The following is a 26,969-nucleotide window of genomic DNA, read 5'->3' on the forward strand; positions in this document are numbered from 1 at the left end:
GGCTACCGCCTGCAAAGCTGGAGTTCTCATGACCACGACGCTGCCCGCGTACGACGAGGTCGTCGCGCGCTACGAGCCGGTGATCGGCCTGGAGACCCACGTCGAGCTGGGCACGAACACCAAGATGTGGTGCGGCTGCCCGACCGACTTCGGCGGCGAGCCGAACACCCGGGTCTGCCCGGTCTGCCTCGGCCTGCCCGGCTCCCTGCCGGTGGCCAACTCCGCGGCGATCGAGGCGACCGTCCGGATCGGCTTGGCGCTGAACTGCTCCATCGCGCAGTGGTGCCGGTTCGCCCGGAAGAACTACTTCTACCCGGACATGCCGAAGAACTTCCAGATCAGCCAGTACGACGAGCCGCTCTGCTTCGACGGCTACCTGGACGTCGAGGTCAACGGCGAGCTGGTGCGCATCGGCATCGAGCGGGTGCACCTGGAGGAGGACACCGGCAAGACGCTGCACGTCGGCGGCGCCACCGGTCGCATCCACGGCGCCACCGAGTCGCTCGTCGACTACAACCGGGCCGGCATTCCGCTTGTCGAGATCGTCACCAAGCCGATCCCGGGCACCGGGGCGCTGGCGCCCGAGGTGGCCCGCGCGTACGTCACCGAGCTGCGTGACGTGATCCGCTCGCTGGGCGTCTCCGACGTGCGCATGGAGGAGGGCTCGCTGCGCTGTGACGTCAACACCTCGCTGAACCTGCCCGGCGAGGAGTGGGGCACCCGTACCGAGACCAAGAACGTCAACTCGCTGCGCTCGGTGGAGCGGGCGGTCCGCTCGGAGATGCTGCGCCAGGCCGCCGTCCTCGGCGCGGGTGGCCGGATCACCCAGGAGACCCGGCACTTCCACGAGGACACCGGGGACACCACCCCCGGCCGGTCCAAGGAGACCGCCACCGACTACCGCTACTTCCCCGAGCCGGATCTGGTGCCCCTCGCGCCGGACCCGGCCTGGGTGGCCGAGCTGAAGGCCGCCCTGCCGGAGTTGCCCCGGCTGCACCGCCGTCGCCTTCAGCAGGCGTGGGGCCTGTCGGACGCGGACATGCAGTCGGTGCTGAACGCCGGTGCTGTCGAGTTGATCGAGGCCACCGTGGCAGCCGGTGCGACGCCGGCCGCCGCCCGCAAGTGGTGGCTGGGCGAGCTGTCCCGGCGGGCCAACGAGTCGGGTGTGGAACTGGCCGACATCGGGGCCACCCCGGCCCAGGTCGCCGAGTTGCAGGGCCTGGTCGACGCCGGGAAGCTCAACGACAAGCTGGCCCGCACCGTGCTGGAGGGCGTGGTCGCCGGGGAAGGCTCGCCGACCGAGATCATGACCAACCGCAACCTGGAGGTCGTCTCCGACACCGGCGCCCTGACCGCCGCTGTCGATGAGGCGATCGCCGCCAACCCGGCCATCGCCGACAAGGTCCGCAGCGGCAAGGTCGCCGCAGCCGGCGCCCTAGTCGGCGCGGTAATGAAAACCACCCGGGGCCAGGCCGACGCCCAGACCGTCCGCACCCTGATCCTGGAACGCCTCGGCGTCCAGGCCTGACCAACCCGCGTTGATCATGAGGTTAGCGGCAGCTTGAAGATCGACAATTGCCGCTGACCTCATGATCAACCAGCATTACCTCGATGAGCATCAATGGGGATGTTCGGATGGAGTTCCAGCGTGGATCAGCGTGAGCTTGACGTTCTCGACGAGATTCAGCGGCGGGTGTTGTGGCTCGCGACCCGGATCGTGGACGCGGCCAACCACGACCGGGGTGCTGGGGACGGGGTGAAGGTCGGGGGGCACCAGGCGTCCAGCGCCTCGCTCGTCACCGCGATGACCGCGCTGTGGTTCGCCCACCTGGGCGCCGAGGACCGGGTCGCGGTCAAGCCGCACGCCTCCCCGGTGTTCCACGCCATCCAGTACCTGCTGGGCAACCTGGACCGGTCGTACCTGCCCCGGCTGCGGGCGCGGGGTGGACTCCAGTCGTACCCGTCGCGGACGAAGGACCCGGACGAGGTGGACTTCTCCACCGGCTCGGTGGGGCTCGGTGCCGCCGCGCCGCTCTTCGCCGCGGTGACCCGGCGCTACGTCGACGCGCACTTCGGGGCGCGGCCACACTCCCGGTTCGTCGCCCTGATCGGGGACGCCGAGCTGGACGAGGGCAACATCTGGGAGGCCGTCGCCGACCCGGCCACCACCGGGCTCGGCAACGTGATGTGGGTGGTCGACTTCAACCGGCAGTCGCTGGACCGGGTCGTCCCCGGGGTGCGGATCGACCAGTGGCGCGGCCAGTTCGAGGCCGCGGGCTGGCACGTCGTCGAGGTCAAGTACGGCCGCCGGCTCGCCGAGGCGTACGACCGGCCGGGCGGGGCGGCGTTGCGCGACTGGATCGACGCGATGCCGAACGAGCAGTACCAGTCACTGTTCGGGCTGACCGGGCCGGCGCTGCGCAAGCAGTTCCTGGACGGTGCCCCCGAAGGTATCGCGGCGTTGATCGCCGACGTCGCCGACGACGAACTCGGTCCGCTCGTCACCGACCTGGGCGGGCACGACCTGGCGGCCATGCTCGACGCGTACGCCCAGTGTGACGCGGTGACCGACCGCCCGAGCGTGGTGTTCGCGTACACCGTCAAGGGGTGGGGTCTGCCGATCGCCGGTAACCCGCGCAACCACTCCGCCCTGTTGACAGGTGAGCAGGTCGACGCGTTGCGCGCCGCGCAGGGGCTGACCCGGGACACCGAGTGGGACCGGCTCGACCCGGCGTCGCCGGCCGGGATCCGGGCCGGGCAGCGCCGCGAGGCGCTGTCCCGCGCGCCCCGCGAGCGTGCGCTGGGGATCAGCGTGCCCCAGGCCACGAACGTACGCGCCAACAAGCCGATCTCCACCCAGGAGGTCTTCGGCCGGGTGCTTGTCGACCTGGCCCGCGATCCGGCGGTGGGGCGGTACCTCGTCACCACCGCGCCGGACGTGGCCACCTCCACCAATCTGGCCGGGTTCATCAACAAGACCGGCGTGTTCGCCCCGACCGCCCAGCGCTCCTGGTCGGAGGACCGGATGCTGCGGTGGGCGGAGAGCCCTGAGGGCCAGCACATCGAGCTGGGCATCTCCGAGATGAACCTGTTCCTGCTGCTCGGCCAGCTCGGCCTGGCGTGGGACCTGTCCGGGCAGCCGCTGCTGCCGGTCGGCACCGTCTACGACCCGTTCGTGCTGCGCGGTCTGGACGCCTTCCTCTACGGCACCTACTCGGGTGCCCGGTTCGTCGTCGCGGGTACCCCGTCCGGGGTCACCCTCGCCCCGGAGGGTGGTGCCCACCAGTCGACAATCACCGCGAGCGTCGGCCTGGAACTGCCCGGGGTGACCTTCGTCGAGCCCGCCTACGCGGCCAGCCTGGACTGGCTGCTCTGCGACGCGTTCGGGCACATGGCCGGCACGGTTCGGCCGACCACGACGGCGGTGCCGGCCGAGGACGGGGCGTACTACTTCCGGCTCAGCACCCGGCCGGTCGACCAGGCGCCGTTCGAGGCGGCCCGAGCCCGGCTCGGCGACGCGGTACTGCGCCGCCAGGTGCTTGCCGGTGCGTACCGGCTGGTCGACGCCCACCAGGCGTACCCGCACCTGGCCGACGCGCCGACTGTGCAACTGGCCGCCTCCGGGGCGGTGCTGCCCGAGGTGCTGTCCGCCGCGGCGGAACTGGCCGACGAGGGTGTCGCCGCCCACGTCGTCGACGTGACAAGCCTGGACCGCCTCTACCGGGCCTGGCAGCGCACCCTGCGTCAGGGCGTACGCACAGCGACGGTGCCGAGCGTGCCCGGCGCGCTGCGGTCCGCCTTCGCCGACCGGGTGCCGGTGGTGACCGTGCACGATGCCGCCTCGCACGCCATGGCCTGGCTCGGCTCGGCGGTAGGCGCTCCCGCCGTGCCGCTCGGCGTCGACGAGTTCGGCCAGTCCGGCAGCGTCCACGACCTCTACGACCTGCACGACCTGCTTCCCGGCAGCATCGTCAACGCCGCCCTGGCCGCCCTCTCCCTGCGCTGACCCACCCCACCCGGACACCGTGCCCGCACTCCGCCCGCCTCGTCGATCAAGAAGTTTTCGCCTGTGAGAGCGCTTCACCCGGGCCAGAACTTCTTGGTCATCTGGGCTGGGCAGGGGGTGGGATTGTGTCAGCGGGTGGGGGTGGGAGTGGGGCTGAGGGTCGGTGCGGGAGCGTTGGTGGGGGCGGGGGTGGCTCCCAAGGGGCTGGTGGGGGGTGGGGCGATCACTGTGCGTTCGAGGTTCACCTGGGCCTGGCCGGTGCCGCCCACGGTGATGTCGTCGTACGCCTGGAGTCGCTTCTCCTGGTCGAAGTAGAGCACCGTCATCGCCAGCGGGGTCGGCTCCTCCTGCTCCAGCCCGCGCAGCCCGGCGCCACCGGTGGAGCCCTGCACCATCAGCGTGGTGGTCTGCTGGCCGGGCACCTCCGGCAGCGTGTTGACCTGGCGGTCGTGGGTGTGCCCGGCGAGCACCAGCGGGCAGGTGCCGGAGAGCGGACCGGCGGCGGCCGGGTCGTGCACCAGCGCGATGTTGACCGGTCGGGGTGAGCTGCGGACCGTGGCGGCGAGCGTCTCGCCGTTGGTGATCAGCTCGTTGGCGGTGGGTGGGTTCAACCCACCGCTGGCCGGTGAGGTGCTCTTGTCCGGGGTGAAGCGGGGATCGCCGATCCCGGCGATGGTCAGCCCGGCGACGGTCGCGGTGGTGTTGTCCAGCACTATCGCGTTCGGCTGCCGGGCAACCGCCGCGGCGGTACGCGGCGAGTCGTGGTTGCCCCGGATGTACACGTACGGCTTCTCCAGCAGGCTGATCGAGCCGACGTAGGACGCCTCCGGCTCGCTGCCCCAGTCGGTGATGTCGCCGGTGTCGATCACCGCGTCGATGCCGAACTGCTCCGTCACGGTCCGGATGAGCTGCCAGGCGCTCGGGTTGAGGTGCAGATCGGAGATGTGCAGCACCCGGGTGGTGCCCGGCTCCGGCTCGTACACCGGCAGCGCCGACACCGTCGTGTACAGCTGGGTGACGTTGCCGATGAGCCGCTGGAGCTGCTCGGCGTACCGGGTGTAGTCGTCGGCGATCTTCCGCACGTCACCGACGATCGCCGGGGCGTTCACCAGCAGTCCCTCGTACCGGGGCTCCTCGATCGACTGGGGCCGGATGGTCGCCGCGGCGGTACCCAGACTGCCGGCCGTGATCAGCAGCGCCAGGGCGCCGGCCCAGGCCGCCCGCCGGGTGTTCCGGAACACCAGCAGCGCCAGCACCAGCGTGGCGAGCACGGAGGAACCGACAGTGCGCAGCCCGAGCCGCATCACCCCCTCCCGGACCTCGTCGGTCGCCGACTGGGTGGCCCGGTTGAGGCTCGCCGGGTCGTCGATCAGTGCCTCGACCCGGCTCTGGTCCAGCGCGCCCAACTCCACGGTCAGGTGGGTCGGCCCGTCGTGGCTCTTCAGCAGCAGCGAGCCCAGCGGTGGGATGTCGACGGTGGTGCCGCCGCTGGTCGCGGGTGACACGGAGAGCCGGGCGTGGAACGGCCCGATGTCGGTGCCGACGTTCCCACCCGCCACGACACCGGCCAGCACGCCGAGCAGCGCGACGGCCAGGACGGCCGCGGCGACGGCGAGACGGCGCAGCCCCCGGTGCCGCCCTCCGCCGCCACGCGGTACGGCGGGGCGTCGCATCGGTGGGAAGCGGCGCGGCCGACCGGCGGGGGTGTCCCGGTCCCGATCGCGGCGCGGCTCCTCGTTCTGCTGACCGTCCATGCTGAGATTCTGACCTGCCCGACGAAGGATCTTGGCAAACCTGGGATGACGCGTCGCGCGGCGGCCTCAGCTGCGCCCGGCACCGCCACCGGCGAAGACGAGGCGCAGCAACCGGTCGTCCTCGGGTGCCGGCCGGCCCCGCCCGTCGTGGTTCGAGGTCCCGACCCAGAGCGAACCGTCCGGCGCGGCGGCGATCCCGCGCAGTCGCCCGTACCGCTCGGTCAGCAGGGCCTGCGGCTGGCCGAGGACCGTGCCGGTCTCGGTCAGCTCGACCAGCCAGAGTCGCTGACCGCGCAGGCACGCGGTGGCGAGCATCCGTTCCACAGCGGCCAGGCCGGAGCAGGACGCCTCGTCGGTCGACCACTGCACGATCGGGTCGACGTACCGCTCGTCGTCACCGCGTCCCTCCACCTCGGGCCAGCCGTAGTTCTTGCCCTTGGTGATCTGGTTGACCTCGTCCCAGGTGTTCTGGCCGAACTCGACGGCGTACATCCGTTCGCCGGCCCAGGCGATGCCCTGCACGTTGCGGTGACCAAGGGACCAGACCGGGGAGTCCGGGAAGGGATTCCCGGGAGCCGGCTTCCCCTCCGGGGTGATCCGCAGGATCTTGCCGCCGAGCTGCTTGACGTCCTGCGACTGGTCGGTGTCTCCGGCGTCGCCGGTGCTGGCGTAGAGCTGCCCGTCGGGGCCGAACGCCAGTCCGCCGCCGTTGTGGATGCCCGCCTTGGGGATGCCGGTGAGGATCGGGGTCGGCTCCTCACCGAGCCGCAGCCGAGCCACGCGGTTGTCCCGCTCGGCGGTGTAGTAGACGAAGACCGTCCGGTCCTGGGCGAACTCCGGCGAGACCGCGATGCCCAGCAGACCGCCCTCACCCGAGGCGACCACATCGTCGATGGTCTGCACCTCGGTGATCTTCAGACCGTCCGCGGTCGACTCCGGGCCGACCTGGACGATGCGGCCACTGTCGCGTTCGGTGACCAGGGCACCGCCGTCGGGCAGGAAGGCGATCCCCCACGGCACCCGCAATCCCTGGGCGAGCACGGTGGCGACAACCTCCTGGTCGCCGTTGCCCTCGGTGACCGTCGGGCTGGGCAGGTTCGGTGGCTCGCCGGCCGGGTCAGGTTCCGGGTCCCCGAGGCTGCAACCACTGGCGACGAGCAGCAGCGTCGCGCAGGACGCCACGAGGGCGGCACGGACCTGACGGGCGCGGAGGTACGGGGGAGCGCTCACCCGGCCCAGAGTAGCCCGCCGGGGCCGGCCCCGTGGAAGGGCGACGCGGGCCGACCCCATCGGCTGGCCGGCCCGCGCTGACGCCTATCGTCGGCGAGGTGAAGGTATGGATCCCGCACGAGACCGGCCACGCCCTGCTCGGCGAAGTGCCGCCGGAGGTCACCGTCGAGACGATGGAGGATCCGGCGAAGCTGCCCTCGCCGACGGCCGGCGTCCGGTTCTGGGTACCGCCCTTCCTGGCCGGTGGGGACGCCGTGGCCCTGCTGCACGAGCTGCCCGACCTGGCGGTGGTGCAGTTGCTCTCGGCCGGCGCGGACGCCTGGGTGGGTCGGGTACCGGCCGGCGTCACGCTCTGCGACGCCCGCGGGGTGCACGACCCGTCCACCGCCGAGTGGGTGGTCGCCGCGATCCTCTCCCAGTTGCGCGCCTTCCCGGCGATGGCCCGGGCCCAGGCCCGGCGACAGTGGGCGTACGACGAGGTGGCTCCCACCGACGAGCTGGCCGGCAAACGGGTGCTGATCGTCGGAGCGGGCTCGATCGGCACCGCGCTGCGGGCCCGGCTGACCCCGTTCGAGGTGGAGTTCGTGCTGGTGGCCCGGACCGCTCGACCCGAGCAGGGCGTGCACGGCGTCGACGAGCTGCCACGCCTGCTGCCGCAGGCCGACGTCGTGGTGCTGCTGGTGCCGCTGACCGGGCAGACCCGGGGGCTTGTCGACGAGCGGTTCCTCGCCGCGATGCGGGACGGCGCTCTGCTGGTGAACGCCGCCCGGGGCCCGGTGGCCCGCACCGATGCCCTGGTCGCCGAGTTGGCCACCGGACGGATCTCCGCCGCGCTCGACGTGACCGACCCCGAGCCGCTGCCCGCCGACCATCCGCTCTGGGAGATGCCGAACGTGCTGATCACTCCGCATGTGGCCGGCTCGGTGCGGGGCCTGCTGCCCAGGGCGTACCGCCTGGTCGGTCAGCAGATCCGCCGGTTCGTTGCCGGCGAGCCGCCGCGCAACGTGGTGGTGGACGGCTACTGATCCGACTCGGGGGTGTCCCGCCCGGCCGCGGCCACCAGCCGGGGGAGGTCCTCACCGCGCACGGCCGGGAGGACGAACCACCGGCCGTCGTCGAGCTGGGCCACCGCCCGGCCACGTGGGTCGGCCGCCAGCTCGACCACCTGGTCCCAGGGGATCCGGCGCTCTCCGGCGAGCGCCCGTACCCGCAACCCGCGAACGTCGGCGTCGGTTCCGGCCCGCCAGGCCCAGACGGCCACCGCCAGCGGCACCACGAGTACCGGCAGCAGATAGGGGCGGGAGCTGGCCAGCGGCAGGGCGCCGATGGTGGCGACGATCGCCCCGACCAGGATGGCCTGGTTGTGCCGGAATCGTGCGGTGTCGGTGCGAGGCATGACCAGATGATCCCACCCGGGCCGGGACGGCCGGCGGTGGGCCGAGGTCGCCAGCGGTACGACCGTCCAGGCATCCGCTCCCGCGCCCACCCCGACGCTCAGTTGCGGTGACCTGACTCACTGTCGACTGGCCGTCACTTCTCGCCGAGCCACTCGTTCATCGATGGTGGGCGGTGGACCACGTCCACCGCCCGCGTACCGCCCCCGTGCCCCCTCACGAAGGCGAACGTCGTGCCCGTCGCGTCTGTGTTCCGTGCCGCCCCGTTCCGTGCCACCGACCACCGTCCGCTCCTGCCGGAGATCTGCGTACTCGCGGTCGCCGCCGTGCTGATCACCCTCGGCACGGCAGGTCCGGTGCCGGCCCTTGCCGTGGTGGCGCTCGCCGGCGCGGCCGCGTCCACACTGGCCGGCGTGCGGCTGTCCCGGCTCACCCTCGGCCCCGACGCGCCTCCCGCCGGCCCATCCGTCGGACGGCTGGCCCGCCGTCGGGCGGCAGGCCCGCGCCGGGCGGCCGCCCTGCTGCACGCTGCGGTGGTGACCGCCGGTCTGACCGCTGCGGTGTTACCGCTGGCCTCCGCCGGATACCGCCCGGCGGCCGCCGTGGCCGGGCTCGTCGGCACCGCAGCGCTGCTCGGCGGCGGCCTGTTCAGCCTGCCGCACCGGGCGCGGCCCTCGGTCCAGGCACATCTGCGCCGCCTGCTCGACCAGGCCGTGCCGGGTGTCTGCCTGGTGCTCACCGCCTGGCTGCTGCTGCCCTACGCCGGGGTGGCGGCCCCGGTGCGGCTGGTGGTCGCGGTGGCCCTGGGCCTGCTCGCCGTCGACGCGTTGGCCGCGTCGACCGGCGCGGACCGCGACAGCGGCACCGCCCGCTGTCGCGGTGGAGCCGCCTCGACCCTGTTCGCCCTGGTGCTGTTGGCGGCGCTGCCGGCCGGTCCCGCCGCCGGACGGGCGGCGCTGCTGGCCGTGCCGCCACTCGTGGTCGGCGTGCTGCTGGTCGCCGCCGGGGTCCGGCAGGTGGCCCAGGCCACGCCCACCCGGCAGGCCCCGCTGCGCTGGCCGCGGGCGGTGCTTCCACCGGTCGCTGTGGTGATCGCCGTCGGCCATCAGTTGCAGGCCGGTCTGCTACCCGACCGTACGGCGGTGCTGCTCGCGCTCGCCATGGTCCCGCCGCTTGTGGTGCGTGAGTTGTTCGGTGCCGCCGCGACGTCGACGGACGGGCCGGCAGCCATCGAGCCGGGTCCGGTGCCTTCAGCGGTAGCCATCGAGTCGGGTCCGGGGCCTTCGGCGGCAGCGGCAGCCATCGAGCCGGGTGGCTCGGCCGGTCGCGTCGCCCTGCTCCGGGCACTGGCGGCCCGTCCCGAACCGGTCTGCGGCGCCCTGCTCGTGGTCGACCTGCATCTCACCGAGCTGCCCGGCCGGCTGGTGCGCGACGACGTGGCCGCCGAGGCCGTCCGTCGGGCCCGAGCCGTGGCAGCCGACGAGGACGAGGTGTTCGACCTGGCCGGTAGTGGACTCGCGGTGGTCAGCGGGTCCGGCCCGGTGCTGGCGTACGCGCTCGGTGCCCGACTGCTCACCGCGCTGAGCCGGCCTTACGAGGTTTCGGGGGCGGTGCTGCGGTCGCGGCCCAGCGTCGGGCTGGCCGAGCTGGGGCGGGGCCGGCCGGAGGATCTGTTCCGCCAGGCGGATCTGGCTCGTCGGCGCGCGGCCCAGCTCGGCCGGGACCGGGTCGAGTGGTACGACGCCTACCTGGAGGAGCAGCTGGTCCGCCGGCTGGACCTGGAGCGGGAGCTGCCCGGCGCGGTCGCCCGGGGCGAGTTGGACCTGGTCTACCAGCCGGTGCTCGGCCTGGCCGACCGGGCGCCGGTCGGTACGGAGGCGCTGCTGCGTTGGCGCAATCCGGTGCTGGGCACCGTGTTCCCGGCGGAGCTGCTCCCGGTGGCCGAGGATCTCGACATCGTCGGTGAGCTCGGGGTCTGGGTGCTGGACCGGGCCTGTCGACAGTTGGCCGACTGGACGGTGGGCGGCCGACGGTTGTGGATGGCGGTGAACGTGACCACCCGGGAACTCACCTCACCGGACTTCGTGCCCCGGACGGCGGCGGTGCTGGAGGCGTACGGGGTGGGGGCGGACCAGTTGGTGATCGAGGTCGCCGAGCCGAAGGTGGCCGCCGAGCTGCCGACTGTGGTGGCCCGGCTGGCCGGGCTGCGCTCGATGGGCATCCGCACCGCGCTTGACGACTTCCGGGCCGAGCACGCCTCTCTCGCTCAGCTCCGGCGGTTACCCATCGACCTGCTCAAGGTCGGCCCGGAGGTGGCCACGGCGAGCGGTGACCCGCACCGCCCGCTGTTGGACGTGGTGGTCACCGTGGCCGAGCGGTTGGGCCTTGAGGTGGTGGCCGAGGAGCTGGAGTCGGCGCACCAGGTCGAGGGGGCACATCGGGCCGGCTGCCGGTACGGCCAGGGCTTCGAGCTGGCCCGGCCGGCGACCGCCGAGCGGGTCGAGGCGTACTTCGAGGAGTTCCCCTCGACATCGCGTTGATCGGTGCGACTGCTTAACCGTTTCACCTGCTGGTGGGGGGTGGGCCGGTACTGCCGCGCGGGGTCAGGTGGGGGGTCTCGTCCTCCAGCCCGACCGTCGGGGCCCCCTCGATCAGCTGTAGCAACTGACGCGCCGCGTGACCCCCGTAGGCCGGGATGTCCCGACCCAGCGCGGTGAGCGGCGGATGCACCAGCCGGCACAGCGGGGAGTCGTCCCAGGCCACGATGGACAGGTCGGCGGGGACCGCGAGCCCCATCTCCTGGGCGACCGACAGCCCGGCGATCGCCATCACGTCGTTGTCGTAGATCACCGCGGTGGGGCGGACCCGCGAGCTGAGCAGCCGCCGGGTGGCCCGCGCACCCTCCTCGCCGGTGTAGTCGGAGGAGGCGGTGACCGCGTCGGTGAGGCCGAGACGCCCGCACACCTCGGTGAACGCCTGGGTGCGGATCGCCGTGTGCTGCAGCTCGGGCAGGCCGCCGACCCGGGCGATCCGCCGGTGCCCCAGGGCGTAGAGGTACTCCACGGTTTCCACAAGCGCCGCCGCGTCGTTCGACCAGACACTGGGCAACCCGCCGGTACCGCTGGGACCGCCGATCACCACGGCCGGCAGGCCCAGCTCCTCAAGCACCGGCACCCGCCCGTCGTCGGTCCGCAGGTCGCAGACCAGCACGCCGTCGACCCGCCGCTCGCCCCACCAGCGCCGGTAGACCGCGATCTCGGCGTTCTGATCGGCCACCACCTGGAGGGTCAACGCGTACGACCGGGCGGACAACTCGGCCTCGACGCCGCTGATCAGCTCCATGAAGAAGGGCTCGATGCCGAGGGTGCGGGCCGGTCGGGCGAGGATCAGCCCGATGGCCCGGGCGGTCGCGCCGGACAGGGCGCGGGCGGCGCTGCTCGGGCTGAACCCGATCTCGGCAGCGATGGCGAGGATGCGCTGCCGGGTCGCCTCGGATACGCCAGGCTGGCCGTTCAGCGCGTACGAGACCGCGCCCTTGGAGACCCCCGCCCGCCGGGCGACGTCCGCGATCGTGGGCCGCTTCACCGGCGTACGTCCTCCTGAACCAGTTCGTCCTGCCGGCCGCGTCGATGGCGCGGGCGGCGATGGACACGCTACCCGTCCGTCCGCCCGTGCGGCGTCACGGGGCGACTCACCACCGGCAGGTGCCGGAACTTGTTCGGTTCAGTCTACCCACGTCGGCTCGCCCGAACGGCTCCGGTCCGTGCTCGGACCACCGCCCGAGGTGCGCGAAACCGCTTGGTGTCAGGCCATTCCGCGCACCTGGACGGTCGTGAGGTTACGGCTTGGACTCGGCGTTAACCCGTCGTTGACACGCTGGGAGCACCCCCGTACGGTGGCCTCACTTATCCGGTTCAGTCAACGTTCCTCGATCTCTGGAGCGTTCCCAATGGTCTCGGAGGATGGGTCATGAGACGGTCTACGCCTCGTTGGCTGCGGGTGGCAGCCGTAGGTCTGACGGTCGGCTCCCTGGTCGTCGCGTGTAGCGGGCGCAGCACCCAGGGCGGCGGCGACGGTGGTGGCGCGGTGACGCTGACGATCAATTTCTGGGGCGACTTCGGCCTCCAGGACCTGAAGGCGAAGTACGAGGCGGAGAACCAGAACGTCAAGATCGCCCTCAACTCCGGCGAGTACAACGCCCAGCACGAGGACCTGCAGAAGAAGTTGATCGCCGGATCGGGCGCCCCCGACATCGCGGCCATCGACGAAGGCTTCATGGTCCAGTTCCGCAGCCAGGCCGACCAGTTCGTCAACCTGCTCGATTCCGGTGCCGGCAAGTACGAGACGAACTACCTGCCGTGGAAGTGGAAGCAGTCCCTGTCGGCCGACGGTGCCACCCAGATCGGTCTCGGCACCGACGTCGGTGGGCTGGCCATGTGCTACCGCACCGATCTGTTCGAGGCCGCTGGCCTGCCCACCGAGCGGGACCAGGTCTCCGCGCTCTGGCCCACCTGGGACAGGTTCCTGGAGGTCGGCCAGCAGTACACCGCCAAGACCAACAAGAAGTTCGTCGACAACGCGACGAACCTGTTCAACCCGATCCTCGGTCAGCAGCAGGTCGGCTTCTACGACGAGGACGAGCAACTGCGGATGGAGGGCGGCCCGAAGGTCGCCTTCGACTACGCGGTCCGGGCCGCCGACGCCGGCCTGTCGGCAAATCTCACAAGCTTCCAGGCCGACTGGGACAAGGGCTTCACCAGCGGCGCCTTCGCCGTACTGGCCTGTCCGGCGTGGATGCTCGGGCACATCCAGAACACCGCCCCCGGCACCAAGGGCAAGTGGGACATCGCCGCGGTGCCCGGCGGTGGCGGCAACTGGGGTGGCTCCTTCCTGACCATCCCCAAGCAGGGCAGGAACGTCGACGAGGCGTACAAGTTCCTGGAGTGGCTGATCCAGCCGGAGCAGCAGATCGAGGTCTTCAAGACGGTCGGGAACCTGCCGTCGCAGCCGGCGCTCTACACCGATCCCGCGATCGCCGACTTCAAGAACGAGTTCTTCAGCTCCGCGCCGGTCGGCCAGATCTTCCCCAGGATGGCGGAGGGCCTGACGCCGCAGTACCTGGGCAAGAAGAACGGCCCCACCCGGGTCGCGGTGGAGAACGTGATCAACCGGGTGCAGAACGGCACGCTCTCCTCGGACGCCGCCTGGGCCGAGGCGATCAAGGAAGCCGAGAAGGCCAGCAGGTAACGCCATCGAGGTGGCGCGGGTGCGTGGGCGCCCGCGCCACCTCGGCTCCGGTCTGAAGTCCCCGTCGCCCCCGCACCTGGAGTGCCCATGTCCACCACGCGCGCGGCCCCCGATCCGACCACCCGTCGCCCCCGGCCCGCCCCCGGCCGGTCGGCGACCTGGCGGGATCGGCTGCACCGCTTCGACGTGCGGTACGTGCCGTACCTGATGATCGCGCCGTTCTTCCTGCTCTTCTTCGTCTTCGGGCTGTTCCCGATGGTCTTCAACGGAGTGGTGGCGTTACGCCACTGGCGACTGGACGACCCGGAGCTGACCGGCTGGGCCGGCTTCGAGAATTTCAGCCGGCTGTTCACCGACGGCGACTTCGGCAACGCCCTCTACAACACGTTCGGCATCTTCCTGCTCTCCACCGTCCCCCAGCTGCTGCTCGCGCTGATCATCGCGTCGATGCTCAACCGCCGGCTCCGGGCCCAGACCTGGTGGCGGGTCGGTGCCCTGCTGCCCTACATCACCCCGATCACCGCCTCCACACTTGTCTTCAACGTCTTCTTCTCCCGTGATCTCGGCATGGCGAACTGGGCACTGGGTCTGATCGGCATCGGCACCGAGAATCCGATCGACTGGCGGGCCGACAAACTGCACTCCTGGATCGCCATCGCCACCATGGTCAACTGGAAGTGGATCGGCTACAACGCCCTGCTCTACCTGGCGGCGATGCAGTCCATTCCGCGTGACGTGTACGAGGCGTCGGCGCTCGACGGTGCCGGCCCGTGGCGCCAGCTCTGGCGGATCACCGTGCCGATGATCCGGCCGGTGGTCATCTTCACAGTGGTGCTGTCCACAATCGGCGGGCTGCAACTGTTCACCGAACCGATGCTGTTCGACCTCAACGCGCAGGCCGCCACCGGCGGTTCCGGCGGTGAGTGGCAGACCGTCGCACAGCTGATCTACAAGGTCGGCTGGAAGGACCTCAACCTCGGCTACGCCGCCGCGATGTCCTGGGCGCTGTTCCTCATCATCCTCGTGGTCGCGGCCCTGAACACGCTGTTGACCAACCGCATCTCGGGGGGACGCAAATGAGCGGGCGAATCAATCGGCTCAGCGCGACGGTGCCTCATCGCGGCGCCGAGCGAGGCGTGATGAGCCTTCTTGAGCGACCCCGGCCGGCACCGCCGGGTGGACGCAGGCGGGCCGTGCTGCTGGGCCGGGCACCGCAGGACACGCCGGCCGGCCTCTGGACCTATCTGCTCCTGGCACTGAGCACGCTGTTCGCGGCGTTCCCGCTGTACTGGATGTTCGTCATCTCCACGAGCACCGACGAGGCGACCTCCCAGCTGCCACCGGTGGTGCTCCCGGGTGACCAGTTCCTGGTCAACCTGGACGAGGTGTTCTCACTCCAGGACGTCTACTTCGCGGCCTCCCTGGTGAACAGCGTGATCGTGTCGACGGTGGTCACCGCGTCGGTGCTGTTCTTCTGCTCGTTGGCCGGCTTCGCCTTCGCCAAGCTGCGGTTCCGGGGCAGCAGGCCGCTGATGTTGTTCGTGATCCTGACTCTGACCGTGCCCAATCAGCTCGGCGTGGTCGCGCTCTACATCGTGATGGGCAAGCTGGGCTGGAACGGCACCCTGCTGGCCGTGATCGTGCCCGGCCTGGTCACCGCCTTCGGCGTGTTCTACATGCGGCAGTTCATCGTCAACACGGTGCCGGACGAACTTGTCGAGTCGGCCAGGGTGGACGGGGCCACCACCATGCGGGTCTACTGGAACATCGTGTTGCCGGCGGTGCGGCCGGCGCTGGCGGTGCTCGGCCTGCTCACGTTCGTAGCCACCTGGAACGACTTCCAGTGGCCCCTGATCACCCTGAACGGCACCGACTATCCCACCTCGATGGTGGCCATCTCCGATCTGGCCAGCGGCAACTACGTCATCTACCGCCGCGTGCTGGCCGGTGCGTTCGTGGCCACCATCCCATTGTTGATCATGCTGGTCGTCGGCGGTCGGCAGATCGTCCGGGGAATCATGGAAGGCGCGGTGAAATCTTGAGCGACGCGCGGGGGACCGGTCCGATCCGGCTGGCGCTGCACGACGGGTGGACCATGCGGGCGGTACCCGGCCAGCAGGTGCCACCCGAGATCGACGGGGCGACGGTGCCGGCCACCCTGCCCGGCTGTGTGCACACCGACCTGCTGGCGGCCGGGCTGATCCCCGATCCGTACCTCGACGACAACGAGACCGCGCTGGCCTGGATCGGGCGCACCGACTGGGTGTACGAAACCACCTTCGACCGGCCGGCCGGCGAACACTCCCGCCTCGACCTGGTCTGCGCCGGCCTGGACACGGTCGCCACGATCACGCTCAACGGCGTCGAGGTCGGCCGCACCGAGAACATGCACCGCAGCCACCGCTTCGACGTCACCTCGCTGCTCCGCGTCGAGGACAACAACCTGGCCGTACGCTTCGACTCCGCCTACCGGTACGCCGAGGCGCAGCGGGACCGGCTCGGCGACCGGCCCAACGCGTACCCGGAACCGTTCCAGTTCATCCGCAAGATGGCCTGCAACTTCGGTTGGGACTGGGGACCGACGCTCGTCACCGCCGGCATCTGGCAGGAGATCGCCCTGCACGGCTGGTCGGTCGCCCGACTGGCGGCGGTGCGCCCACTTGTCACAGTCGACGGCGACACCGGCCGGGTGGAGGTGCACGTCGAGGTGGAACGGGCCGCCGACCGGCCGCTCACCGTACGGGCGCAGGTGGCGGGGCAGCGCGCCGAGGTGACGGTCCCGCCGGGGCAACGTTCCACGGTGCTGGCTCTCACCGTGCACCGACCGGAACTCTGGTGGCCCCGCGGCTACGGCGCACCACACCGCCACGAGCTGACGGTCACCCTGCACGACTCCGACGGCAGCCCGCTCGACGAATGGCACCGCCGGATCGGCTTCCGGTCGGTACGCCTGGACACCACCCCCGACGAGCACGGTGCCCCGTTCGCGCTGTACGTCAACGAGGTGCCGGTCTTCGTCCGGGGCGTCAACTGGATCCCCGACGACGTCTTTCCCACCCGGATCACCCGCCAGCGCCTGGCCCACCGCTTCGACCAGGCCGAGGCCGCAAACGTCAACCTGCTGCGGATCTGGGGCGGCGGCCGCTACGAGTCGGAGGACTTCTACGACCTGGCCGACGAACGTGGCCTGCTGGTCCAGCAGGACTTCCTCTTCGCCTGCGCCGCGTACCCGGAGGAGGAGCCGTTCGCCACCGAGGTGGCCGCCGAGGCCGCCGAACAGGTGACCCGCCTCGCGCCGCACCCCTCGCTGGTGCTGTGGACCGGCAACAACGAGAACATCTGGGGCTGGCACGACTGGGACTGGCAGGCGCCGCTGGCCGGGCGTAGCTGGGGGCGTGGCTACTACCTGGACCTGCTGCCCCGGATCATCGCCACGCTGGACCCGACCCGCCCGTACTGGCCGGGCAGCCCCTGGTCGGGCAGCGAGGAGATCCACCCCAACCACCCTGCCTACGGCACCACGCACATCTGGGACGTGTGGAACACCGACGACTACGTCAAGTACCGGGAGTACCTGCCCCGGTTCGTCGCCGAGTTCGGCTACCAGGGACCACCCGCGTACGCGACGCTGCGCCGGGCGCTCTCCGACGACCCGCTGGCCCACGACTCACCCGGCATGGCACACCACCAGAAGGCGGCCGACGGTGACCGGAAACTGCGCCGGGGACTTGACGCACACCTGCCCGAGCCGCGCGACTTCGACGACTGGCACTGGCTGACCCAGCTCAACCAGGCCCGGGCCATCGCCCTCGGGGTGGAACACTTCCGCTCCCACCGGGGCCGGTGCATGGGCACCATCGTCTGGCAGCTCAACGACTGCTGGCCGGTCACCTCGTGGGCCGCCGTCGACGGCGACGGCCGCCGCAAGCCACTCTGGTACGCGCTGCGCCACGCCTACGCCGACCGGCTGCTCACCGTGCAGCCCCGCGGCAGCGGGCTGGCCCTGGTCGCGGTGAACGACGGCGGGCAGCCGTGGCGGGCGTCGGCCACCGCCACCCGGCTCACCCTGGCCGGGGAGCCGAAGGCGAAGACCACGCTGGAGTTGGACGTGCCCGCGTACTCGTCGGTGACCGTGGCGCTGCCGGACGAACTGGTGCGGCCCGACGACGCCCCTGACGAGCTGCTTGTCGCCGACACGGGCGACCCGACCGGACGGGCGTGGTGGTTCTTCGCCGAGGACCGCGACGTCCGATGGCCGGCGGCGGCCTTCGACGCGACAGTGGAACCGGCCGACGACTGTCAACGGGTACGCGTCACCGCCCGCACCATCCTGCGCGACGTGACGCTGTACCCGGACCGGCTCGACCCGGCCGCCGAGGTCGACACGGCGCTCGTCACCCTGCTCCCCGGCGAGTCGGCGAGCTTCACCGTGCGGTCGGCCACGCCCCTCGATCCCACCGCCCTCACCACTCGGCCGGTGCTGCGCTGCGTCAACGACCTGTGACACCACCACCACCGAAAGGAAAGCCGATGAGAAGGAGACTGGTCGGCGTACTGCTGGCCGTGGCGGGCCTGCTGGTCACCGCGGGTGCCGGGCCGGCGGTGGCCGCACCGCCACAGGCCCCGGCGGATGGCGTACCGCCGAGGGCCCCGGCGGCGGCCGCGTCCCCGGCCGGTGCCGCGCCCGGGGCGGTGCCGGGTGCCGGGGCGGCGGGCGGCCGAACCCAGGGGTTCGTGGTCCGCAAGGGCGACCGGCTGTTCGTCGACGGTAGGCCGTTCCGGTTCGCCGGGACGAACAACTACTACCTGATGTACAAGTCCCGGGCGATGGTCGACGACGTGTTCGCCGACGCGAAGGCCGCCGGGTTCACCGTGCTGCGGCACTGGGGGTTCCTCGACATCGGCACCCCGGGCGGCTCCGACTCGGTGCACGGCCCCGCCGACGGGGTGTGGTTCCAGTACTGGGACGGTGAGAAGCCCGCCTTCAACGACGGCCCGGACGGTCTTCAGCGCCTCGACTACGTGCTCTACGCGGCCCGCCAGGCCGGCGTCCGCGTGGTCATCCCGTTGACGAACAACTGGCGCGACTTCGGCGGCATCGACCAGTACGTGCGCTGGCGCGGCGCCGAGCATCACGACGATTTCTACACCGATCCGGTGATCCGGGGCTGGTACCGCGACTGGGTGTCGCACCTGCTCAACCGGGTCAACCCGCTGACCGGGACGGCGTACAAGGACGATCCGACAATCATGGCCTGGGAGTTGGCGAACGAGCCGCGCTGCAAGGGCTCCGGGGTCTACCCGGCGTCGCCGCGGTGCTCCACCGACACCATCACCACCTGGGCCGACGAGATGAGCCGGCACATCAAGTCGGTGGACCGCCGGCACCTGGTCGGCGTCGGCGACGAAGGCTTCTTCTGCGACGGCGCCGACGCCGGGCACTGGACGGTCAACTGCGGCGAGGGCGTCGACTCGGTCGCGCTGAGCCGGCTGCCCGCCGTCGACGTGCTCGGCTACCACCTGTACCCGGACCACTGGGGCAACGACGCCGACTGGAGTGTGCGCTGGATCGAGCGGCACAACCGGGAGGCGGAGCGGATCGGCAAGCCGGCCGTGCTCGGCGAGTTCGGCTGGCACGACAAGGCCACCCGCAACCCGGTGTACCAGCGCTGGACCGACACGTTCATCCGCACCGGCGGCACCGGCCTGATGCACTGGATCCTCTCCGGCGTCCAGGACGACGGCACCCTCTACCCGGACTACGACGGCTACACCGTCTACTGCCCGAGCCCGGTCTGCACCACGTTGAGCAACGCGGGTGAGACGATCCGGCGCGGTTTCCGCCCGCGCCCGCCGGTCGCCGACCACGACACCGCTGTCACCGAGGCCGGCACGCCTGTCACCCTCACCCCGACAAGCAACGACATCGCGTACGCGGCAACCGTGCGGCCGTCCACGATCGACCTCGATCCGGGCGTACCCGGACAGCAGCGCACCGTCTCCGTCACCGGCGGCCGTCTCGCGCTGGGCACCGACGGCTCGGTCGAGTTCACGCCGGCCGACGGGTTCCAGGGCCGGGCCGTCGCCTCGTACACGGTGCAGGACAACGCCGGCCGACGGTCCAACGTCGCCGAGTTGACGGTCACCGTCAAACCCGCACCTGGCGCTCCGATCGTGCTGGCCTCCTGGGAGACCGGCCTGGAGGGCTGGGCACCCGGCGACTGGCAGGCCGACGCCGGCACCCTGGCGCGGACGGACGCCTTCGCCACCGACGGCGGATACGGTCTGCGGGTCACCGCGACCGGCGGCGGCTGGTTCGGGGCGGCCCTGCCCGAACCGGTGGACCTGTCGACCAAGGGTGTGCTCCGCTACGACCTGCGCACCTCGGCCTCGGCGGGCACCTCCACCTCGATCGCGGTGCAGACCGGTGCCGGCTGGGCCTGGTGCCAGTCGGCGTTCGGCTGGGTCGGTGAGGGTACGACCACCACCGTGGAGATCGACCTGCTGACCCAGATGTCCTGCGACACCTCGGCCCTGGCCGACGTCCGCGGCATTCTGATCTGGGTCAGCCCGGGAGTCCACGACCTGGACCACCTGCGCGCCGAGTAGGCCGCGCCGGGGAGGGGTACCGGGCCGGCGCGTGGTCCCATGACGCGCCGGCCCGGTTGCCGTACCTGCCGGTCCTGCTCGCACCGCAGGGCCGACATCGGCGGGTGTCAGGCGCAGAGCGGATCGCTTGTGTACTTCGTGCCGGACGCCGTCACGACCTCGCCCACCGCACAGACAGTCATGTTCTGCCCGTAGAGCTGGTCGCCGTAGTACTGGTTGCCCGTGCCGCCGTACCAGTCGGTGGTGGCGCTCGGGTTGGCCCGGGTCACCCGCACCCGGACGGTGTTGTGCGGGCTGACCCGGTTGGAGATCCGGCCCCAGTTGGTCTTGCAGGTCTCGCTCCAGCGCAGCTCCACGACGGCGAGGGTGGTCGAGCCCTGCATGATGTACTTCGGGTGGGTCGTGGCGTTGCGGGCGTTTGTGGAGCAGCCGGTGTCGACCGGGTCGGTGCCGTCGCAGCCGTGACCGCTACAGGGTGCGGCGCTGGCGGGCGTCGCGACCAGCAGGCTGGCCGCGATGAGGGCGCCTGCGGCAGCGGCGGCCAACCGTCGGGCGTTCCGGATCATTGTCTCTCCTGACCTGTGATGGGCTGTGTCAGCCCCGGGATTCGGCTTCTCATCTCTACCGTCCGTCGACACTGATCTCTACGCTGTGTCGCGTCGGACAATGAATCCCGGTTGTGGTCAATCAATTCGAGGAGCGGCCCATGGCCCGGGCGGAACGCCCCCTGGACCCCACCGCCGACCCGCTTCAAGCGTTCGCCGCCGACCTGCGGACGCTGCGCGACCAGGCAGGCCGTCCCACGTATCAGGCCCTCGCCCGGCGGGCCCACCGGTCCGCGAGTTCGCTGTCGGAGGCGGCCGGCGGGCGGAGGCTGCCGACGCTGGACACGACGCTGGCGTACGTGCGGGCACTCGGCGGCGACGAGGCGGAATGGACCGAGCGGTGGCGGGTGACCGCCGACGCGACGGCGGCCGACGGGGCTGCGGGTCGGCCGGCCGAGGATTCCCCGACCGCCGCAGACGAGGCGCACCCGGTCGATGGCGGGCCGCCGGAGGCGGGCACGGGCACACCGGAGCGTCGCAGCCGGCGTACCACGGGCGCGCTGGCTCTGGCCGCGATGATGGTGGCAGGGTTCGCGACCCTGCCCTGGCTGGTCGGGGGATTCCGGTCGGGCGGAGGGCCGACGGGGACGCCGACCGTGACGGCAGCACCGGCCTCAGGGACTGCGCAGCCGGAGCTGGCGGCGGGCACCGGGGAGGTCCGTGACGGTGCCGATCCGAAGGACGCAGGATGCGCCGTCGACCCGGCGGTGACCACCGTGGACAGTGCCGCGGTGCTGCTCGACGAGCGGGTGATCGGGACGGTCGAGTTGCGCTACGCGCCGTCCTGCGGCGCGAGTTGGCCGCGATTCGTGCCGGTGCCGGCAGCGGTGGAGGTGCCCCGGCCAGCCCGGATCCAGCTCACCGTGTTCGACGGCGACGATGCCGGCCGGCAGGCCGACTTCGCGATGGACTACGCCGGCATCTCCACCTTCGGCAACCTGCTGACCAGCACCCGGACCTGTGTCTGGGCCCAGGTGCAGCTGTCCGGTCAGGGCTGGGCCTCGCCCCTGGCACGGACGGGCTGTTGGCGCGGCGCCACCCAGGTGAGACCGATCCCCTGAAACCTGTCGCGTCCGTTCGGTGGCCCGACGGGTGACGGTGGCCCGGGGCAATGAGTTGAAGAATTCTGCAAGTGCTAAAGTCTTCAGGGTATTGCCGTGGGCGGCGGCACCCGGAGGAGGGACGTGGCGTGTCGGTACCGCTGTACCAGGCGAAGGCGGAGCTGTTCCGCACCCTCGGCCACCCGGTCCGGATCCGGGTGCTGGAACTGCTCCAGGACGGTCCCAAACCGGTGCGTGACCTGCTGGCCGCCATCGACGTGGAGGCGTCCAACCTCTCCCAGCAGCTCGCCGTGCTGCGTCGGGCCGGCATGGTCACCTCGTACCGCGACGGCTCGCTGGTGATGTACGCGTTGAGCACCCCCGACGTCGCCGACCTGCTGGCCGCGGGGCGGCGGATCCTCGGCGCGGTGCTCACCGACCGGGACGCCCTGCTGGACGAGCTGCGCGCCGGCGGACCGGACCGGTGACGCCCACCGCCACCAGGCCGGTCAATCCGGCCGGACCGACCCTGCCCGCCGCCTGGCGCCGCCTCCGTGACCTGCTGCCGGGCCGCGCGGACTGGCAGGCGGTACGCCGCTCACCCCGCCGGGACCTCGTGGCCGGGCTCACCGTCGCGGTGGTCGCGCTCCCGTTGGCGCTCGCCTTCGGGGTCACCTCCGGGCTCGGCGCGGAGGCCGGGCTGATCACCGCCGTGGTCGCCGGTGCGGTGGCGGCCGTCTTCGGCGGCTCGAACCTCCAGGTCTCCGGCCCGACCGGCGCGATGACCGTGGTGCTGGTGCCGGTCGTGGCGCAGTTCGGGGCGACCGGGGTGCTGATGGTCGGCGCGCTGGCCGGGCTGATCCTGATCGCCCTGGCCCTCGCCCGCCTCGGACGCTACGTCCGCTACCTGCCGGTGCCGGTGATCGAGGGCTTCACCGCCGGCATCGCCGTGGTCATCGCCCTGCAACAGGTGCCGGCCGCGCTCGGCGTCACCGACGCGCAGGGCGACCGGGTGTGGGCGGTGGCGGCCGACGCGGTCACCCGTTTCGTCGTACACCCTCGGCCGGCCGCCGTCGCGGTGGCCCTCGGTGTCGCGGCGGTGATGCTGCTCGGTGCCCGGTGGCGTCCGGCGTTGCCCTTCTCGCTGCTGGCGGTGGCCGCCGCCACGCTGTTCGCGGAGTTCGTGCCGGTCGACCTGGTCCGGATCGGCGCGCTGCCGCAGACGCTGCCCGCGCCGTCGTTGGACTTTCTCGACCTCGGGGCGGTGGGCGTGCTGCTGCCCGCCGCGTTCGCGGTGGCGGCGCTGGCCGCGTTGGAGAGTCTGCTCTCGGCCACCGTCGCCGACGGGATGACCGTCGGCCAGCGGCACGACCCCGACCGGGAACTTTTCGGGCAGGGCCTGGCCAACCTGGCCTCCCCGCTGTTCGGCGGCATCCCGGCCACCGCGGCCATCGCACGCACCGCCGTCAACGTGCGGGCCGGAGCGGCCTCGAAACTGGCCGCGCTCACCCACGCGGTGGCGCTGGCCGGCATCGTGCTGGCCGCCGCACCGCTTGTCGGCCGCATCCCGCTCGCCGCCCTGGCCGGAGTCCTGCTGGCCACCACGGTACGGATGGTCGAGGCGGCGTCGCTGTGGGCGCTCGCCCGCGCCACCCGGGGCGACGCGCTCGTGCTGGTGCTGACCTTCGCCGTCACAGTGATCTGGGACCTGGTCTCCGCCGTGGCCGTCGGTGTCGGCGTGGCCGTCGTGGTGGCGCTGCGTGCCATCGCCCGCAGCGCCAAACTCGAACAGGTGCCGCTCGACTCCAACGAGCACACTGACGAGGAGCGGGCCCTGCTCACCGAGCACATCGTGGCCTACCGGCTCGACGGGCCGCTCTTCTTCGCCGCCGCGCACAATTTCCTGCTCCGGCTCTCCGACGTCGCCGACGTGCGGGTGGTCATTCTGCGAATGTCCCGGGTCTCCACCATCGACGCCACCGGGGCCCACGTGCTCGGCGACGCCATCCGGCGGCTCCAGGGACGCGGCATCACCGTGCTGCTCTCCGGCATCGTGCCCGGTCATGACCAGGTGCTCGACGCGCTCGGCGTGGCCGACCAGCTACGTCGCGACGGACTGGTCTTCCCCGACACCCCGGCCGCCATCGCGTACGCCCGGACTCTGGCCCTGGCCCCCGCCGGTGACCGGTAGGGCCGCCACGGGCACCAGCCTCCGCTGCCGCGCACAACGAGGAAACGCGGTACTGGCGCCGATCCGGCGAAGGTGAGAGTGTGTCCGCTGCGGCCCTTTGATCATGTCCGGGCAGGCGTGCGCCGCTGAGCCAGCAGGAGAGCATCATGTCCCAGAGTGGCAACGGTCGGTCACATCTGCGGATAGGCGGCTGGCTTTCCGGGGCAGGCGGGCCCGATTCGGCTACCACCCAGCCAGCACCTCATCAATCGGAAGCCGTTACGAAGCAGCATCGGGCCGCCAGGTCCCTACGACGGAACACGCCGCGGCCGGTCATCGCGCCGTCAGCCGAAGCGGGTGGTGCCATCGACCCTCACCCGGTAGCAGTCCCCGAGTACCAAGCGCCGCACGCTGCCTCCGGCAGCCGGGGTGAGATCATCGGCCGGGCCACCCGACGACGCGCGCACCTGCTCGGCGGGGCCGCCCTCGTCGTCGTCACCGCGCTCGTCGTGGTGACAGCACTGCGCGACGGGGCTCCCCAGGAGCCGATCCGCGGTGAGTTCGTCGCCGGAATGCCCCTTCCTGACGGTGCCGCGGACGACCCTGCCAACGGCTTGCCGCCCGGCACCGACGGCACCGGGTCCGACATCGGAAACGACGAGACCGCGCCGCCGGGCCTGACCGCCGACCCTGTCGTCCGGCCCGGCCTCAACCCGCGCGCCGACGCCGGCTCCGGCTCGACCGCACCCGGCAGCACACCGGCGAACCCGGCCACAAACGTCCCACCACCCGCCCCGAGTGCCCCCGCACCACCACCCTCCGCCGCACCCGCCCGTCCGGCTGGTCCGAAGCTGGTTCCCGGGGCCCGTATCGGTCTGGAAGCCGCCAGCCAGTCCGGACACCGGGTCCGACACGCCAACTTCCAGGCCCGAGTCGAACCGGTGAATGCCACAAGCAGCGCCGGCACGAAAGCCGATGCGGCGTTCATCGTCCGTTCCGGTCTCGCCAGCGGTAGCTGTGTCTCTTTCGAGTCGGTCAACTTCCCCGGCCACTACCTACGACACTCCGAATTCCGCGTGTTCCTGCACCGTGCCGAGGGCAGCGCCCTGTTCCGCGCCGACGCCACGTTCTGCCCGGTCACCGGCATCGGCGGCCGGCACACGTCACTGCGCTCGCACAACTACCCGGACCGGTACCTGAGCCACCACCCCCACGCGCAGATGCGGATCTCCCAGATCGGTGACGGGGCAGCGTCCTCGACGGCCACCTTCCTGATCCGACCGGCCCTGTAGCGGGCCCACCGCCTTCCGCGGTGGCAGGTGCCCCTTCGCCCTGGCAGACTTCTCCTGGTCGATATCCCCCGGGTGAGGGACGTGGTCCAGGTGGACGAAGAGCGGTATCAGCTCCGGCCGCACGCCGACCACTTCGAGCGGTTCGGCGCGCAGATCAGCGTCGTCGACCTGGCCGGCACACTGAGCGCGGCCCGTACCGGTGCCGTGCCGCTGCTGGACAGCACCGCCTTCCCCACGCCGGTACGCCAGGTGCGCTGCACGCTCCGTGCGCAGCACGACGGCGGCCGGCCCGGGTACCGGTTCGAAGCCGAGATCCGCACCGGCCCCGCCCATCCGCTGGCGGTCGTCACGGCCAACTCACTGCTCGGCGTGCTCGTCGGCCCGGCGGGACTGCTGTTGGCCCGCAGGCTGGCTCGCACCCGACCCGGCGCCGACAAAGCGCTGGCCGGGGTGGGTAGGGTCGCGGTCGCGGCGTCCCACCGCCTGGGGATTTCCGCCCCCGCCCCGCTTCCCGACGGCATGCGAGCCACCGATCCGGCCGGCATCGCGACCCTCGGCGAGGCGGCGGAGCTGGGTCTGCGCACCGATCTTCAGTGGCCCGCGCCGGGCGGTCGCGGCGAACAGCGCATCACCATGCGGGTGGCGATGCCCGGCGATGCCGTCACGCCGGCGAGCGTGAACGCGGCTTTCGGTGTGGTGCTCCAGGCGGTGCGGGAGATCGTCGGGGACGGCCCGGACCCCCGGCTGCTGCGCGGGCACCGGTACGTGCTGGGCCGGCCGCCGGAGCTGACCCGGCCGCTGGCCCTTCCCGATTCCGGCGCGGTGACCCTCGATCAGGTCGGTGGTCTCGACGAGGTGGTCACCCGCTTCCGCGAGATCGCCGTGTCGTTCCGTCATCCGGAGGTGTTGGCCCGCTGGGGTGCCCGCCGACCACAGGGGATTCTGCTGTACGGTCCGGCGGGAACCGGCAAGACCATGCTGGCTCGGGCCCTGGCCAACGAGATCGGGGCAGAGTTCCGAGAGATCCGCACCCCGGAGATCCTCGACAAGTGGCTCGGTGGGTCGGAGCGCAACATCAAGCGGATCTTCCGGGAAGCCCGGCGCTGGCGGGAGCCCACCGTGCTGCTCTTCGACGAGTTCGACAGCATCATCAGCTACGCCGGGGCCGGCGGTGACGCTGCCAGCCAGGCGGTCAACGCGGTGGCCGGGATCTTCAAGCAGGAGATGAACACCCTGGTCGAGGAGAACCCGAACGTCATCGTCGTGGCCACCACCAACTTCCCGCAGCGGGTGGACGCCTCACTTGTCCGTTCCGGGCGGTTCGACGTCAAGCTGGCGATTGCGGCACCCGATGAGACCGGCCGTGCCGACATCTTCGTCAAGATGCTGCGGAACCTGGTCGCCCGGTACGAGCGTCCCGGTTTCCGGCTGGTCGCCGACGATATCGACGTCCAGGAGCTGGCCGCGCTCAGCGCCGGTTTCACCGGTGCCGACATCCGCGAACTGTTGCGCCGGGTCCAGTTCGCCAAGGCGATGCGGGAGGCGGTCGGAGGCGTGTCGGTGGATCCGATCACCCAGTCCGACCTCAGGGCCGCGATTGCCACACTGCGCTGAGTTCCGGT

Annotated in this window: 19 protein-coding genes; 14 read left to right on the forward strand and 5 right to left on the reverse strand. The window is 71.6% G+C overall.

Annotated elements, in window-relative coordinates:
• Window positions 1-28 precede the first annotated feature (28 nt).
• Window positions 29-1,528 (forward strand): Asp-tRNA(Asn)/Glu-tRNA(Gln) amidotransferase subunit GatB, encoded by a 1,500-nt coding sequence (gatB, locus tag AB0I71_RS17470; RefSeq protein WP_357585731.1) that lies wholly within the window; start codon window positions 29-31, stop codon window positions 1,526-1,528.
• A gap of 120 nt (window positions 1,529-1,648) precedes the next feature.
• On the forward strand, window positions 1,649-4,006 hold the full coding sequence (locus tag AB0I71_RS17475) for a pyruvate dehydrogenase (protein WP_357585733.1): 2,358 nt from the start codon (window positions 1,649-1,651) through the stop codon (window positions 4,004-4,006).
• Between the two features lie 128 nt (window positions 4,007-4,134).
• On the opposite strand, the gene AB0I71_RS17480 is transcribed toward AB0I71_RS17475, so the two are convergent.
• The gene (locus AB0I71_RS17480) at window positions 4,135-5,679 is read right to left on the reverse strand and encodes a metallophosphoesterase (protein ID WP_357585925.1); all 1,545 of its coding nucleotides are present in this window, start codon (window positions 5,677-5,679) and stop codon (window positions 4,135-4,137) included.
• A 147-nt stretch (window positions 5,680-5,826) separates the two neighbouring features.
• Window positions 5,827-7,050 (reverse strand): PQQ-dependent sugar dehydrogenase, encoded by a 1,224-nt coding sequence (locus tag AB0I71_RS17485; protein ID WP_357585735.1) that lies wholly within the window; start codon window positions 7,048-7,050, stop codon window positions 5,827-5,829.
• A gap of 38 nt (window positions 7,051-7,088) precedes the next feature.
• Here AB0I71_RS17485 and AB0I71_RS17490 point away from each other — a divergent pair, with 38 nt between their 5' ends.
• Window positions 7,089-8,015, forward strand: coding sequence for a 2-hydroxyacid dehydrogenase (locus AB0I71_RS17490; protein WP_357585737.1), 927 nt, complete (start codon window positions 7,089-7,091; stop codon window positions 8,013-8,015).
• Here the strand turns inward: AB0I71_RS17490 and AB0I71_RS17495 are convergent.
• Complete coding sequence (locus tag AB0I71_RS17495) at window positions 8,009-8,386, reverse strand: PH domain-containing protein (protein ID WP_357585739.1); 378 nt, start codon at window positions 8,384-8,386, stop codon at window positions 8,009-8,011. The two genes, AB0I71_RS17490 and AB0I71_RS17495, sit on opposite strands and share 7 nt — an antisense overlap.
• A gap of 231 nt (window positions 8,387-8,617) precedes the next feature.
• On the opposite strand from AB0I71_RS17495, the gene AB0I71_RS17500 reads away from it, so the two are divergent.
• Window positions 8,618-10,924, forward strand: a complete 2,307-nt coding sequence (locus tag AB0I71_RS17500) for a bifunctional diguanylate cyclase/phosphodiesterase (RefSeq protein ID WP_357585741.1) — start codon at window positions 8,618-8,620, stop codon at window positions 10,922-10,924.
• Between the two features lie 22 nt (window positions 10,925-10,946).
• On the opposite strand, the gene AB0I71_RS17505 is transcribed toward AB0I71_RS17500, so the two are convergent.
• Complete coding sequence (locus AB0I71_RS17505) at window positions 10,947-11,969, reverse strand: LacI family DNA-binding transcriptional regulator (protein WP_357585743.1); 1,023 nt, start codon at window positions 11,967-11,969, stop codon at window positions 10,947-10,949.
• 384 nt (window positions 11,970-12,353) lie between these two features.
• Here AB0I71_RS17505 and AB0I71_RS17510 point away from each other — a divergent pair, with 384 nt between their 5' ends.
• The 5 genes from AB0I71_RS17510 (at window position 12,354) to AB0I71_RS17530 (ending at window position 20,240) form a co-directional block, all read left to right on the forward strand.
• Window positions 12,354-13,631, forward strand: a complete 1,278-nt coding sequence (locus AB0I71_RS17510) for an ABC transporter substrate-binding protein (RefSeq protein ID WP_357585745.1) — start codon at window positions 12,354-12,356, stop codon at window positions 13,629-13,631.
• 87 nt (window positions 13,632-13,718) lie between these two features.
• Entirely contained in the window at window positions 13,719-14,711 is a 993-nt protein-coding gene (locus AB0I71_RS17515) for a sugar ABC transporter permease (RefSeq protein ID WP_357585747.1), read from the forward strand.
• Window positions 14,712-14,770: 59 nt separating this feature from the next.
• Complete coding sequence (locus AB0I71_RS17520; RefSeq protein ID WP_357585749.1) at window positions 14,771-15,673, forward strand: carbohydrate ABC transporter permease; 903 nt, start codon at window positions 14,771-14,773, stop codon at window positions 15,671-15,673.
• Window positions 15,674-15,726: 53 nt separating this feature from the next.
• Entirely contained in the window at window positions 15,727-18,135 is a 2,409-nt protein-coding gene (locus AB0I71_RS17525) for a glycoside hydrolase family 2 protein (RefSeq protein ID WP_357585927.1), read from the forward strand.
• Window positions 18,136-18,161: 26 nt separating this feature from the next.
• The gene (locus AB0I71_RS17530; protein ID WP_357585751.1) at window positions 18,162-20,240 is read left to right on the forward strand and encodes a cellulase family glycosylhydrolase; all 2,079 of its coding nucleotides are present in this window, start codon (window positions 18,162-18,164) and stop codon (window positions 20,238-20,240) included.
• A 107-nt stretch (window positions 20,241-20,347) separates the two neighbouring features.
• On the opposite strand, the gene AB0I71_RS17535 is transcribed toward AB0I71_RS17530, so the two are convergent.
• Complete coding sequence (locus AB0I71_RS17535) at window positions 20,348-20,806, reverse strand: DUF2690 domain-containing protein (protein WP_357585753.1); 459 nt, start codon at window positions 20,804-20,806, stop codon at window positions 20,348-20,350.
• Window positions 20,807-20,946: 140 nt separating this feature from the next.
• On the opposite strand from AB0I71_RS17535, the gene AB0I71_RS17540 reads away from it, so the two are divergent.
• The 5 genes from AB0I71_RS17540 (at window position 20,947) to AB0I71_RS17560 (ending at window position 26,961) form a co-directional block, all read left to right on the forward strand.
• Window positions 20,947-21,906 (forward strand): helix-turn-helix domain-containing protein, encoded by a 960-nt coding sequence (locus tag AB0I71_RS17540; protein ID WP_357585755.1) that lies wholly within the window; start codon window positions 20,947-20,949, stop codon window positions 21,904-21,906.
• Window positions 21,907-22,034: 128 nt separating this feature from the next.
• Window positions 22,035-22,373 (forward strand): metalloregulator ArsR/SmtB family transcription factor, encoded by a 339-nt coding sequence (locus AB0I71_RS17545; protein ID WP_357585757.1) that lies wholly within the window; start codon window positions 22,035-22,037, stop codon window positions 22,371-22,373.
• A gap of 41 nt (window positions 22,374-22,414) precedes the next feature.
• A complete protein-coding gene (locus AB0I71_RS17550) occupies window positions 22,415-24,076 on the forward strand; it encodes a SulP family inorganic anion transporter (RefSeq protein WP_357585929.1) in 1,662 nt (553 codons plus the stop codon).
• Window positions 24,077-24,567: 491 nt separating this feature from the next.
• Complete coding sequence (locus AB0I71_RS17555) at window positions 24,568-25,347, forward strand: AbfB domain-containing protein (RefSeq protein ID WP_357585759.1); 780 nt, start codon at window positions 24,568-24,570, stop codon at window positions 25,345-25,347.
• A gap of 90 nt (window positions 25,348-25,437) precedes the next feature.
• Window positions 25,438-26,961 carry an ATP-binding protein gene (locus tag AB0I71_RS17560; RefSeq protein WP_357585761.1) on the forward strand — a complete coding sequence of 508 codons (1,524 nt, stop codon included), beginning with the start codon at window positions 25,438-25,440 and terminating at the stop codon, window positions 26,959-26,961.
• The last annotated feature ends 8 nt before the right edge of the window (window positions 26,962-26,969 follow it).

It is taken from the genome of Micromonospora sp. NPDC049891, assembly GCF_040660295.1.
In the GTDB taxonomy this organism is placed as follows: Bacteria; Actinomycetota; Actinomycetes; order Mycobacteriales; family Micromonosporaceae; genus Micromonospora.

Bases quoted from the DNA above. Each gene is read 5' to 3' on its own strand.
- gatB (WP_357585731.1), top strand. From the start codon at position 29: ATGACCACGACGCTGCCCGCGTACGACGAGGTCGTCGCGCGCTACGAG.
- AB0I71_RS17480 (WP_357585925.1), bottom strand. From the start codon at position 5,679: ATGCGACGCCCCGCCGTACCGCGTGGCGGCGGAGGGCGGCACCGGGGG.
- AB0I71_RS17485 (WP_357585735.1), bottom strand. From the start codon at position 7,050: ATGGGGTCGGCCCGCGTCGCCCTTCCACGGGGCCGGCCCCGGCGGGCT.
- AB0I71_RS17495 (WP_357585739.1), bottom strand. From the start codon at position 8,386: ATGCCTCGCACCGACACCGCACGATTCCGGCACAACCAGGCCATCCTG.
- AB0I71_RS17510 (WP_357585745.1), top strand. From the start codon at position 12,354: ATGAGACGGTCTACGCCTCGTTGGCTGCGGGTGGCAGCCGTAGGTCTG.
- AB0I71_RS17515 (WP_357585747.1), top strand. From the start codon at position 13,719: ATGTCCACCACGCGCGCGGCCCCCGATCCGACCACCCGTCGCCCCCGG.
- AB0I71_RS17520 (WP_357585749.1), top strand. From the start codon at position 14,771: ATGAGCCTTCTTGAGCGACCCCGGCCGGCACCGCCGGGTGGACGCAGG.
- AB0I71_RS17525 (WP_357585927.1), top strand. From the start codon at position 15,727: ATGCGGGCGGTACCCGGCCAGCAGGTGCCACCCGAGATCGACGGGGCG.
- AB0I71_RS17530 (WP_357585751.1), top strand. From the start codon at position 18,162: ATGAGAAGGAGACTGGTCGGCGTACTGCTGGCCGTGGCGGGCCTGCTG.
- AB0I71_RS17535 (WP_357585753.1), bottom strand. From the start codon at position 20,806: ATGATCCGGAACGCCCGACGGTTGGCCGCCGCTGCCGCAGGCGCCCTC.
- AB0I71_RS17540 (WP_357585755.1), top strand. From the start codon at position 20,947: ATGGCCCGGGCGGAACGCCCCCTGGACCCCACCGCCGACCCGCTTCAA.